Here is a 12,441-nt window from a genome sequence, read left to right on the forward strand (position 1 = left end):
AGTCATGTATATATTGATATATCGGCAATTGGAAAGGTTTTTTTTACGATAATCCGAATGTACGCTGCATTATTGTGAAAATTAAGACTTTATAACTATATCTTCTACAAATTTGCAATCGAAAGAACTGCACGTATTTTATTTTCCTAAAAACATCCCCATTGGGCTGCGTACTGACCGTTGTGGAGCCAATCTATTGCCAATGTACTGCACAGCGATACATAACAGCATCGTAAGTACAGTTGTCACGACTACCATCCCAATAGATCCATACCATGCCGAACTATGAAGTTCTAAGCTTTCCAGTATAAGCACATGAGCGAGGAATATGAAAAAGGCATATTGCCCCACATTCATAATTCCTTTCATCCAACGAGATTCTGCGAATACAAGGGCACATTTCCATACAAGCAAAATTGTACAACATACATATACAAACACCGTTACACGATAAAAATGAATCGAATTGCCAAGATCTGATGAAATGCTAAACGATAAATGGACGTCTGCGAGCTGAAGAATAAGAGAAGCAACATATACACTTGTACAAAAGGCGAGTGATTTGTTCTTAACGTACTGCAAGCATTTTTCGAAATGCAAGCCAACTGCTAGTCCTACTACGAAATAGCCCATCATACCAAATAACGTAGGTGCAATTAAAATTTCCCAAGCTTTCCCGAGCGACGCAGGTATGTAGTCAAATGAAGAAAGGAATAGAAGTTGATACGCAGCCGTGTACAGAAGTTGAATGCTGCCGATGATGAGAAGAAAGCCTCCGACGTTCCATTTTAAACCTTTGAGCCAAAGAGGCAGAAGAATGATGCACTGCAACAAAAGAGGAATGAAATACAATTGATGAAAATATCCTTTGCCCAACACAAGAGCAACGATGAGATGCTGCAACCCCCACGGGTTGATCATAAACCAAGTGAACACTAAGCCGATAACAGTCCATAGCAAGTATGGCAGCAGCAGATCGCTTCCGCGCTTTAGGATTAAACTTGGATAAGAAATGGGCTTATCCTTCAGCCGATACGTGATGAGCAGTCCCGACACAAACAGAAACATAGGTACAGAAAACCTGCCCCATGCGCTTGCCCAAACCAAGGGCAGCACTCCTGCCTCCATCTGACCTCCCCATCCAGCATGATCCGGATACTGTACGGCTATTCCCATTGAAATAACGTGAATGAGAACGACACCCATTATCGCGACGCCACGCATCGCTTCGAGTTCCCATCGCCGATTTACACTTGTCACATTCGTACCTCCTTACGATTTGCCGCCCGCCGTTACGTGTATACTTGTTGCAACGAATCTAATGAAGTCTTACAACCAATTCGAGCTTTCATTCCTATTTCCTGCTGAACATGGAAAAAACCCTCAAATGCTGGTTCAGCACTTGAGGGTTTCTCTGACTTTCAATTATTCCCGTTTTAAAATGGGACGACGAGAAGAAGGTGTATCCTGTTCTTACTTCGCCAGCTTACTTTGCAGTCAAAGCACCTTGATCACTGCGTGCTTCACGCGCCTTCATAACGAAGTAGCCAAGTGTCAATGCACCGAATGCAACAATGTAAATCGCAAGAATACCTGACTGGCTAAGCAGCATACTTGTATCCCCACTTGAAATGACTGCTTTAAATCCATTTACGGTATACGTCATTGGCAGCCAGTCACCAATCACTTGCATAGATGCAGGTGTCAGCTCCACTGGGAACGTTCCTCCACAAGATACAAGCTGAAGAATAAGAATAATGATGGCAACAAATCTTCCTGGGTCACCAAGCACGGTAACGAGGGATTGAATAATAAACATGTACGTCATACTGGATAAAATACTGAAACCGATAAATTGAGCGGTATTTTGTACTTCCAGCCCAAGGCCGAATATAAGAATAGCATCTGCCACCAGTGCCTGCACGACACCGACGGATACAAATAATAACGTTTTGCTCACAAATCTACTCCATCCAGAAGCTAACGGATCAGGAGATTGTACGAGCGGAAGTACTATCGTAAGAATAAGTGCACCTACAAACAATCCGAGTGACAAGAAGTAAGGAGCGAATCCTGTACCATAGTTCGGTACTTTATTAATGCTGGATTCCACAACCGTTACAGGCTTCGCGTACATTTCGATGCGCTTCTCTGAACCCTGCACACTTGCAGCTTCATCAGCTGCTTCATTTAGCTTACTCGCTAGTTCACCAGAACCATCCTTCAGTTCGCGTACACCATTTTGCAGTTTGCCTGCACCCTCATTTAGCTTACTGCTGCCATCTGCAATCGTCGTGATCGCTTTCGTTGCTTCTGTGACTCCACCTTTGAGTTGTGCAGCACCATCAGCAAGCTGCTTCGCACCGACAGTCAACTTGCCGCTGCCCACAGCAGCCTCGTCAAGTTTCTGTCCAAATTGCTTCATACCGCCAACAAGCTGAGTTTGACCATCTTTCAAAGCGGATGCACCCGCTACCAGCTTCGTCTGGCCTTCATTTAGCTTGCTTGCACCTGCTTGAACGTCACGGCTCGCTTGCATAATCTGCTTCATAGCTGGGTGATTCGCTAATTCTGGGCTTGCTTTTACTAATTGCTCTAGACCACCTGCGAGCGCCTTTGTCCCTTCTGCCAGCTCTTTGCTGCCAACTGCGGAGCTTTTCAAGCCTGCTTGCAGTTGAGTAGCCCCTTGCTCACTCTTCCGAGCTCCTTGCTCTAGTTGATCATGAGCTTGGGCAAGCTGCTTCAAACCTTGATTCATGGAAGCTGCACCTTTGTTCAACTCAGCTGCGCCTAAGTTAAGCTTTTGCGCACCATCTGCCAGTGGAGTTGTGCCCTGCTTCAACTTCAATGCTCCGTCGGAAAGCTTCGCCATATTCGTTTTCAGCTCAGCTGTACCATTCGCTAATGTCTTCGTACCATCGTGGATCTTGGTTGCACCGTCACCAGCTTCACCTAATCCTTCCGATACTTTCTCAACCTGCTCGAACATCAACTTCGTATACGATTCCGTAATCGTTCGAGATATCTCAGAATTAACTTTATGAATGGCAGTTCCCCCGATTTGCGCTGCCAAGAAGTTATGCCCTTCATTCGTTTGGAATAACAACTCTGCTTGCTTTGGCTCGTCATCCATTAAGCTTGCTGCACGCTTAGAAAAGTCCTCTGGAATCGTGATCGTCATGTAAAAACGATCTTCTTTAAGTCCCGCTAGTGCTTCCTGTGAAGATACGAAGTGAAAATCAAGTTCTTTACTTTCCTTCAGTTCATCAACTAGCTCTTTACCGATAGTCAGCTTTTCGCCTTCCAACTCAGCACCCTTGTCCTCATTTACAATCGCGACGGGCAGATCTTTCATTTTTCCATACGGATCCCAGAACGTACCTAGAAATAGTGCACTGTACATAACCGGAATCATCATTACTGCAGTAACTGGAACCAAAACCTTTGGGTTCCGCAGTATGTTCCCCCACTCTGCAAAAAATAATCGCAAACCTTTCACACGCTTCACTCACCTTTGTGCTAAATATCATTTTAAAAACCCACCAAAACCTCCTGACCAAATAGTTCATTTGGTCATTTTAGGTCAAAAGAAACGCCTCGCCCGCTCTGCAATGAAATATACAGCGCATAAAACAGCTGTATATCTAGCTGCGATTGGACGCGACGCAATAAACCTATAACATATCTTGCCCCTTAATGGGCAAGCTGCTAACTCATAATAAAATGATTAACCTATTTAACCACACAAAGGTTACTCATCCTTCGATTCATACGGTGTTACTCGCAGAATTCCCTTCATAAAGTATTTATAGAAGGTTTCCTTTATCGTATCTTTATCCAATGGATCATGAATCTTATTCCATTCCGTTGTTAAAGAACGATACAATTGATACATAATAAAGCTCATAATACGCGGATCGCCTTGTGCCAGTTCACCACGATCCATAGCTGATTGAAGCTGAGCTTCAATGTAAGTAAGCAATTCACTTTCAAGTCGGTTCAGTGCCTCATTAGCCATAGGCGTACCTACATCACGAAGCTCTTGGGAAAGCTTCATGGCCAGCTCATGACGACTGCGGAACTCTAACGCCTGATCAAGAATACGAAACACTTTCTCATGAAATGGACGCTGTTCAGCAGATTCCCTATCTGCGATATGCTTCATTTCAAATATGACTTGTTGCAAAATCTCGTTGAACAGCTCTTCTTTATTCGCAAAGAACGTATAGATCGTCCCTTTGCCGACTTGAGCAATCTTAGCGATCTGATCCATCGTCGTTGCTTTGTACCCAAACAAAGCAAATGACTTGGCAGCAGCATCAATAATTTGTTTACGTCGATCCAAAGACATACGATCACCCCTCTCTGCTTCTGACTATTCGACCAAATGACCAAATTGTTATTTTAGTCATTTTTCTCGTTTTTCACTTTACCACATTGTTTTTCATCTTGCAACTTCAATGTTTTTTTGGAACAATATCTAAAGATTCCTTGATGCTTCCAATTCGATTGTGGGGTATAATAATGAAGGGTGAGAAACATGCGTAAAAAGAGGATCCTTCTTCTATCCGAAGGTTTCGGTACAGGGCATACACAAGCTGCATACTCATTAGCTGTCGGGCTCAAACATATAGCCCCAGACGTCCAAGCCCGTGTAATCGAGCTCGGCAGGTTTCTAAATCCTACCGTCGGACCGCTTATATTTGCAGCTTATCGCAAGACGGTCAGCACACAACCGAAGTTGGTCGGTCTTCTGTACCGCAAGAAATACAAAAAGTCACTTCATCGCTTTACTCAATTAGCTCTGCACCGTATTTTTTATACGCAGACTTCAGAGGTCGTTAATCATTTGCGTCCTGATGCAATCGTCTGTACGCATCCATTCCCGAACATCGTCATCTCTCGATTGAAACGTTCAGGACTTCATGTTCCGTTATATACTTTGATTACCGATTATGACGCTCATGGGACTTGGATAGACGATGAAGTAAGCAAATACCTTGTATCCGCTGATGAAGTACGTGACAAGCTGCTCGCTCGCGGCATCGAATCGAATCGTATTGTCGTTACAGGCCTGCCTGTTCATCCGAAGTTCTGGAGTCGTCAAACTCAGCAGGAAGCCCAAGCATCGTTAGGGCTGAAGGCAATGCCAACCGTCATGTTTATGGGAGGCGGATGGGGACTGTCCATTAATGAGGAAGCACTATCATACATAGCCGAATGGCGGGAGCATATCCAGTTTCTATTCTGTATGGGCAGCAACAGCAAAACCATTCAACGTATGAAGCAAGATCCATTATTTCAGCATCCTAACATTCATATTTATGGTTATACTCATGATATCCCGCTTATGATGGACGCGTCTGATCTATTAGTAACGAAGCCAGGCGGAATGACCTGCACAGAAGGAATGATTAAAGGAATTCCGATGCTGTTTTATTCTCCTATTCCTGGGCAAGAAGAAGAGAATTGCGACTATTTTATTGACCATGGTTACGGAGCAATGCTTACTTCACACGATACACTTATCGGATGGTTCAAAAGGCTGCAAAACGAGCTGAATGATGTAAGAAGCACAAGACAACAGCGAGAATTTCCTGCCCAGCTGCTGGAAAAGTGCCCACGTGAAGTATTAGAACTTATTAACAACCAAATGTTTGGTTAAGCAAGTATATGGAAATATGTATTTGAACACGAGATAAGGAGAGAGCCAGATTGCTATATCGTACATTCGGTGCCATTGGATATGTCTTAGTTGTTGCTGGTATGCTAACACTAGCACTTGATTGGACTTCCTTCACCCTTTCCTGTATCATCGCCATTGCCGGACTCGTCAGTCTTGGTATTGAAGAAAACCGAGCAGGCAAACGACATTGGCTTGTCAAATATGTAGATTATGCACCACTATTCATACTTGGTCTCATCTACATCGTTGTACGTGAACAGCAGAATCTAGCGGTATGGCTGCTGTCAGCTATTATTCCACTAAGTGCAATTAGTGGCTGGTATGCTAATCGTCTAGCTCGTAAGCCGCGCTTCCGCAGCTTGCGCAAAATTGAGGATCTTATTCCAGAAACGCCGGGTACTAAGAAGGAACACCATCCTCATCAGCATTACCGTCAGTAAGCAGATATCATTCATAGCATTGAACAATAACTTGATTTGATGTACAGCAATAGCTCCTTCCAAGAATTCTCTTGGGGGAGTTATTTATTTTGTCTGTTACTTGTTGCATACACTCTTGTACATACAACAGAAGGGCTGCCCTATAGAAGAACAACGCTCCCTTCGGACAACCCTTCGATTAGTTGAAAATATTAAATTTATTTATTTACTAGAGTACACTTCCACCGAACAAGAAGCGATGCTCCCACGCTTTTCCTGTAATTGTATCTACACGAACGCCACCCGAATCAACGGAGTACGTATGCATTACTTGGCCATTGCCTAAATATACACCCACATGAGTAATGCGCTCTGTGTTCTTATTTACTCCAGCATAGCTAGAAGCTTTGGAACCTTTATAGCTCATAAAGAACATCAAGTCGCCACGCTTCAATTGAGAAATGCTATTTTTAGCTGTTCCTTTATCCTTCACATAAGTGCCTTGCTGACGAGAATCTGCTGGAAGCGTAATTCCTGCGGATTGCTTGAAAATATGACGAACGAAATCAGAGCAGTCGAATGTCTGCGTATTGCTGCGGTTGGAACCGAACTCATACGGTGTGCCAAGATACGACATACCCGTCTTAATTACGTCTTCCACCGAAGAGCTAATCGGTTGCTTATCCTCTTTGTTCGAATTATTCGCGTTGATTGAGTTACTCGAACCTGTAGATGGATTGCTTGCGCCGTTAACTTTAATGTAGCTGCTGTTTGCACTAACAAATCCAACGTTTCCTTGTGAATCTCTCACTTTGTACCAGTTGGCATTTGTCTTTTCTAGTATGGAAACCGCTTCTCCCTGCGCTAGCTTGCGGATCACTTGTCCAGATGTAGATGCTGCGTCGCGCATGTTCACACTGCTTTGAATCGTTGCAATTTGTGCTGCAGTCGCAGCAGCGTTCATATTGTATGAGTTGCTTGTCCCATTATCTACACTGCGAGGAGCTGCGGATACAGGCGCTGCTAACATTTGAGCCGAGAGTGTAATTGTCGTTAGTGCTAGCAAAGATTTGCTAAATGTCTTCATATTAATTAATTTGTTCACTTTGTTGTTCATTATCGTTCTGCCTCCCTAAGATGTTGATTCATCGTTGCTGGCCTACAACAATAATGATCACATGTGTGTATGTACACATTGTAATCTTTTATAATATTAAATCAACGAATTCTAGTAATGTAACTAGATTCCATTTGTCTATACTATAACAAGTTACAATTTTGACATCTACGGGACTTTGGTCTTAATTATTACGATTTGTAACTATTTTAATAGTTCTAAAGAACTAATACAAGTGCATTATTTTCCTTTTGCTCGAATCATAAGGTACACAAAATAAGGCACACCAACAAGTGAAATGACAATGCCAACCGGAAGCTCTGCAGGTGCCACGAGCGTTTTCCCAACATAATCAGAAAAGACAACGATCAGCATGCCGATCAATCCACAAATGGGAATCAGTCTTGTATGCGTAACACCGACGAGCCTTCTAGCTATATGCGGCGCAAGCAGACCAACAAAACCGATACTTCCAGAAACGGAAACACAAGCACTCACGATGCCAATACTGCAAATCAACAAAATGATTCGTTCACGGTTAATCGCAATACCTAAGCTAGATGCACTTTCATCCTTCATTTGCAGCAAGTCAAGCACAGAGGCCTTCAGCATTAATATAGGAACAAGGATAATGAGCCATGGTAGCATAGCTACGATATACATCCAATTCGCATTGTAAATACTGCCGGTTAACCAGATCGTAGCCGCTTCGAAGTCACTCGGATTCATTTTTAAAGAGATAAATAAAGTCAGTGCACCAAATCCAGAAGAAATGGCGATACCAACTAACAGAAGCCGCTGCGGATCCAACGTTCCTCGATGCCAAGCCAATGCAAAAATAACTAGCGCTGCAAGCAAGCCCCCTACTAAACCGAAAATAGGCATAATCATCGTACCAAGCCAGCCATCTGTAAATAGCTCACCCTGAAATAAAAACATAAAAATGACAATGGCAAAGCCCGCTCCCGCATTAATCCCTAAAATACCTGGATCAGCCAAGCCATTTCTAGACACACCTTGAATAATGGCACCTGCAATACCAAGTCCAAAACCGACCAAAGCAGCAACAATCATTCGCGGCATACGAAACTCGAATAGAACCAGCTCATTTTCGGCCTTGGAATCAATCTGCAATATGGTCCGCAATATTTCCATAACCGAGATGTCATAATCACCAGACGTTATATGTAAATACAAGCTAACCGAAATAAGGGATACGAGCGATATAAAGACAACCCAGAACGTGCGTAATGAAGTAGTTTTATGCATGCTTGCCCCCTCCTCTTGTACGAATCAAGTAGAGGAAGAATGGAACACCAAACAGCGCAGTAACTACACCTATCGGCGTCTCGAAAGGCATGTTCAAGAAGCGGCTTATAATATCGCTAAAGGAGAGAAACATGGCTCCAATGACGCCTGCACAAGGTACAACCCAACGATAATCCATACCGACTAAGAAGCGCGTAATATGAGGAATCATTAAGCCGACAAAGCCAATCTTGCCTACTAGCGCAACCGATATCCCTGTCAAAATAATGACCGATAAACTGGCAATGCCTCTGACCACTTTTGTTCGCTGTCCTAATCCACGAGCTACTTCCTCACCGAGCGCCATAACGCTAATCTTGCTGGCAACAAGTATTGCTAACACAATACCTACAACAGCAAATGGAATCGCCAGCTTCACATGCTCGGGATTCACTTGATGAAGTCTCGCATTGTACCAAAAGCTAATATCTTGTGAGATTTGAAAATACGTAGACAAGGCCATCGAGACACTACTTAAAAAAGTTCCTACAATGGTTCCGAAGATGGCCAGCTTCACCGGGGACAACCCTCCTGGAATAATGGAGGCTATGCCATATACGAATCCAACACCTAACGCTGATCCAACCAAAGAGAACAAAATCATTTCCATCGATGATGCATTTGGCATAAAGATCATACAAAGTGTGATTGCAAAGGCCGAACCATCCGACACACCTAGAATAGAAGGTGAAGCTAAATAGTTGCGCGTTACTCCCTGCATTAATGCGCCGGATATAGCAAGGAACGCCCCTACAAGGAGCGCTCCTATTGCTCGCGGCAGACGGGAGTGTATCACAATCTGATGGTCGATATGATTCGGATCGAACCGAACGAACGCATCCCATATTGTGCTTAAGCTGATCGACTTAGAGCCGTAAAAAATAGAACAAACCGCTAATGCCACCATTACAAAAGGCGACAACGCAAGAATGGCTATAGGTATACGATGTGATAGTTGCCTCTTCATCTGCTCACCTGAAATCATTGCGATCCAAGCTTCTCAACAGCCGCTTTGAGGAATTGCTGTTTACTCCAAAAAGTCCCGCCTTGTGCATCTGGATCAACAACATTGATAAATACTTTGTTGTTTTTAACGGCATCAAGGTTTTTCCAAATTGGATTGTTTTGCAGCTCTTCAACAATTTTTACGTTCTTCTTATTCTCGGACTCCGCAAATTGCAAGAAGATGACGTCAGGATTGATTTCGCTAAACTTCTCAATAGAAATAATTTCTTGTTTCTTCGTAGCTTTGATTTCAGCTGGAACGGGTAAGCCAAGCTCCTCATACAGCGTAGGATTGAAGAATAGTGAATCTGCATACAAACAAAGCTCTAGTCCACGCAAGCGAAGGGCAATAACTTTTTTATCCTTATACTGCTCCCCTATTTTAGCCTTCGCAGCTTCTAAATCTGTCTTATATTGCTGCAATGCTTCCTTAGCCTTATCTTGTTTGCCCGTTAGTTCCGCTAACAGCATCAAGTTGGCTTCCCAATCCACGGCTTTGTGGGAGACTGGAATTGTCGTCGTAATCTTTTCCATTTTCTCAGTCTTATCTGCCGGGAATTTCGTCGATCCTAATATAACGTCCGGCTTAAGCTTCAATATCGTTTCAAAGTTCGGCTGCTGCTTTTGACCGATATCAGTCGCCGTCTTCGTAATTTCTGCAAACATTTGCGGGAAACTTCCACCAACGGAACTTGCTCCAGTAAGACTAGTTCCTAGCACTAATGCATCTTCCATCGACTCGATACTGCCGGCAACGACAATATTTTCGACTTTTTCAGGAACGGTATAGGTCTTGCCCAAATAGGTAATCTCTTTCGTTGCCTTAGCTGTCTTCGTCGATACTGGTTGAGACTGACTTGACTCCGGCTGTGTTGCGGTCTTATTATCTGCTGCTCCATCTTGCTTCGAGCTGCCGCATGCAGCTATTAGGAACACCATCACGAAAAGAAGTGCAAATTGCCAAAAACGCTGTTTCATTATTTTCATTGCCTGCCTCTCTATTTTCAATCCAATTAGATTGATAATTATTCTCAATTAGATTATAGAGGAGGGTCTTCTGTCCGAACATGGACAATATCCAGAATCCATTATGTACGATGTACAGAAGCATGTGACAGCAACAAACCCGAAGTTCTACATTCCCCTATCGGCAAAATTAGGATCCACTTAAAAAACTACTCTTGTTATTGTTAACTAATGTGGTAAACTTCACCTACAAGACAGCAGTGTGGGGGCGGCTATAGAGTTGAATAAGTAGAAAATAAGAGAGAGGATAGGGGTAGAATGAATTCATTTGTACAAGCAATTAAGCAGCATACGAAAACGACGTTATCCATTCAACAGTTTCCGATTGTTATGATCGTCAATGTATTTCTCGGTATATCGTTTGCCTTTGTATTGCCGTATAACTCGCTATTTGCCATCGATGAAGTTGGGATGAGCAACAAAACCTTTGGTATTTTTATGCTTGTCTCGTCCATTTGCGGCATTGTATTCAGTACGTATATCGCTAAGCTATCTGATCGCGTACCAAATCGCAGCTTTATATTAGCCCTGTGTGCAATCGCTGGGGCAATCGGTTATTTGGGGTTCGCCTTTTCCAGAAATTTTTATGTACTTCTCTTTGTCTCTTCCCTGTTTCTAGGCATCGCTTCATCGACGTTTTCTCAAGTGTTTGCCATAGGACGTGAAATACTAGGAAGGTCAACCCTTCCGTCGACACAGCTTCCACTTTATATGAACATACTGCGAACGATTTTCGCCCTTTCTTGGACGCTCGGACCTGCTATTGCAGCGTTTGTGCTGCTTTATTTGGGATTTACAGGACTGTTTGTTGTAGCGGCAACTTGCAACGTTATCGTAGCGATTATTTCACTTTTATTTTTGAAGAGTAAGCAAGAGCAGCAAACGGCCTCCATATCGCAAGCCAACATTCCGCTCACCAAGATCGTCTTTCAACCGTTTATTTTTCTTAACCTGCTTGCTTTCACGTTCATTTCTGTGGCAAATACACTTAGCACGATGAATATGGCTCAATTCGTCACCAAAGAACTCGGTGGTACCGAAAAAGATATCGGCATCATTTTTAGTATTCCACCTGTATTTGAAATTCCATTTATGCTCGGCTTCGGCTACTTAGCTACCAAAATCGTAAATGATAGGTTAATTCGGCTGGGCGTATTTATCGCCTGTATTTACTTTATTATTCTTTCATTTGCAGTAGAAACATGGCACATTTTCATCGTCCAAATATTGAGCGCTGCCTACATTTCCATCACAAGTGGTGTAGCCATTACTTATTTCCAAGACTTTTTACCGCAAATGCCAGGCACAGCTACTAACTTGTACTCCAACTCCAATAAGGTTGGATCGATGCTCGGCTTTGTGCTGTTTGGCTTTATAGCGGATGGCTTCGGCTATCGAAGTGTCTTTTTCACCTGCGCGTTGTTTGCCGTTCTAGCATTTGCATTGTTGCTCGTGTTAATCAAGATGAAGCGTGCAAAGTTTGATACCGTTCAAGCAAGCGAAGCTGAGGCGGTATAGGAAAAATAGAATAATTGCGTGAAGGCGCCTTACATCATGCACGTTACATCTTGAGGCAATTCGCCCCGGGGCAGCCTAGGTCAAGCTATTGACTCAGTTAGCATTATGGTCCACTTGCTCGACAAGCAAGTGGAGTTGTATGCGCTAACGTTCGCTATAGACGTTAATTTAAGGATATCGTCGAGTGTAGAATTTTAACGATCGTGTGTGAGCTTATTTCAACGATTATAGCTATCAAAACCGCTTTATTCGGCAAATAAGCTCGCTGGCGCTCATTAAACTTCAAAATATGTGAATGTAACAGAAATAGCCTCTGTCACAACCGTTAGCGCGCCACATCTATTCTTTCAGAAGGCTTGATG

10 protein-coding genes are annotated in these 12,441 nt (G+C 43.2%); 3 read left to right on the forward strand and 7 right to left on the reverse strand.

All coding sequences use genetic code 11. The annotated features are described in order from the left end of the window. Positions 1–138: 138 nt before the first annotated feature. The 3 genes from H580_RS0102120 to H580_RS0102130 all read right to left on the reverse strand — a co-directional run bounded on the left by H580_RS0102120 (position 139) and on the right by H580_RS0102130 (position 4,351). The gene (locus tag H580_RS0102120) at positions 139–1,260 is read right to left on the reverse strand and encodes an acyltransferase (protein WP_028593321.1); all 1,122 of its coding nucleotides are present in this window, start codon (positions 1,258–1,260) and stop codon (positions 139–141) included. A gap of 226 nt (positions 1,261–1,486) precedes the next feature. Then, the gene (locus tag H580_RS0102125; protein ID WP_028593322.1) at positions 1,487–3,499 is read right to left on the reverse strand and encodes a YhgE/Pip domain-containing protein; all 2,013 of its coding nucleotides are present in this window, start codon (positions 3,497–3,499) and stop codon (positions 1,487–1,489) included. Positions 3,500–3,751: 252 nt separating this feature from the next. Continuing rightward, positions 3,752–4,351: a TetR/AcrR family transcriptional regulator gene (locus H580_RS0102130; protein WP_028593323.1), complete on the reverse strand. Its 600-nt coding sequence runs from the start codon at positions 4,349–4,351 to the stop codon at positions 3,752–3,754. Positions 4,352–4,540: 189 nt separating this feature from the next. Between H580_RS0102130 and H580_RS23050 the strand changes: the two genes are divergently transcribed. Beyond that, positions 4,541–5,665 (forward strand): UDP-N-acetylglucosamine--LPS N-acetylglucosamine transferase, encoded by a 1,125-nt coding sequence (locus H580_RS23050; protein ID WP_036604306.1) that lies wholly within the window; start codon positions 4,541–4,543, stop codon positions 5,663–5,665. 50 nt (positions 5,666–5,715) lie between these two features. Then, positions 5,716–6,126, forward strand: a complete 411-nt coding sequence (locus H580_RS23055; protein ID WP_051217158.1) for a hypothetical protein — start codon at positions 5,716–5,718, stop codon at positions 6,124–6,126. A 208-nt stretch (positions 6,127–6,334) separates the two neighbouring features. Here H580_RS23055 and H580_RS0102145 read toward each other — a convergent pair whose 3' ends face one another. From H580_RS0102145 to H580_RS0102160, 4 genes are all read right to left on the reverse strand, one after another. Next, on the reverse strand, positions 6,335–7,222 hold the full coding sequence (locus H580_RS0102145; RefSeq protein ID WP_245583466.1) for a C40 family peptidase: 888 nt from the start codon (positions 7,220–7,222) through the stop codon (positions 6,335–6,337). 240 nt (positions 7,223–7,462) lie between these two features. Beyond that, positions 7,463–8,491 carry a FecCD family ABC transporter permease gene (locus H580_RS0102150; protein ID WP_028593325.1) on the reverse strand — a complete coding sequence of 343 codons (1,029 nt, stop codon included), beginning with the start codon at positions 8,489–8,491 and terminating at the stop codon, positions 7,463–7,465. Beyond that, positions 8,484–9,497, reverse strand: a complete 1,014-nt coding sequence (locus tag H580_RS0102155; RefSeq protein WP_028593326.1) for a FecCD family ABC transporter permease — start codon at positions 9,495–9,497, stop codon at positions 8,484–8,486. The genes H580_RS0102150 and H580_RS0102155 overlap by 8 nt, the downstream gene beginning before the upstream one ends. 14 nt (positions 9,498–9,511) lie before the next feature. Continuing rightward, entirely contained in the window at positions 9,512–10,513 is a 1,002-nt protein-coding gene (locus H580_RS0102160; RefSeq protein WP_028593327.1) for an ABC transporter substrate-binding protein, read from the reverse strand. Positions 10,514–10,819: 306 nt separating this feature from the next. On the opposite strand from H580_RS0102160, the gene H580_RS0102165 reads away from it, so the two are divergent. After that, positions 10,820–12,079, forward strand: coding sequence for a sugar efflux transporter (locus H580_RS0102165; protein WP_028593328.1), 1,260 nt, complete (start codon positions 10,820–10,822; stop codon positions 12,077–12,079). Positions 12,080–12,441: the final 362 nt, after the last annotated feature.

This window comes from Paenibacillus assamensis DSM 18201, assembly GCF_000422445.1.
In the GTDB taxonomy this organism is placed as follows: Bacteria; Bacillota; Bacilli; order Paenibacillales; family Paenibacillaceae; genus Paenibacillus_B; species Paenibacillus_B assamensis.

Coding starts and splice junctions, on each gene's coding strand:
- H580_RS0102155 (WP_028593326.1), bottom strand. CDS start 9,497: ATGAAGAGGCAACTATCACATCGTATACCTATAGCCATTCTTGCGTTG.
- H580_RS23050 (WP_036604306.1), top strand. CDS start 4,541: ATGCGTAAAAAGAGGATCCTTCTTCTATCCGAAGGTTTCGGTACAGGG.
- H580_RS0102160 (WP_028593327.1), bottom strand. CDS start 10,513: ATGAAACAGCGTTTTTGGCAATTTGCACTTCTTTTCGTGATGGTGTTC.
- H580_RS0102150 (WP_028593325.1), bottom strand. CDS start 8,491: ATGCATAAAACTACTTCATTACGCACGTTCTGGGTTGTCTTTATATCG.
- H580_RS0102130 (WP_028593323.1), bottom strand. CDS start 4,351: ATGTCTTTGGATCGACGTAAACAAATTATTGATGCTGCTGCCAAGTCA.
- H580_RS0102165 (WP_028593328.1), top strand. CDS start 10,820: ATGAATTCATTTGTACAAGCAATTAAGCAGCATACGAAAACGACGTTA.
- H580_RS0102145 (WP_245583466.1), bottom strand. CDS start 7,222: ATGAACAACAAAGTGAACAAATTAATTAATATGAAGACATTTAGCAAA.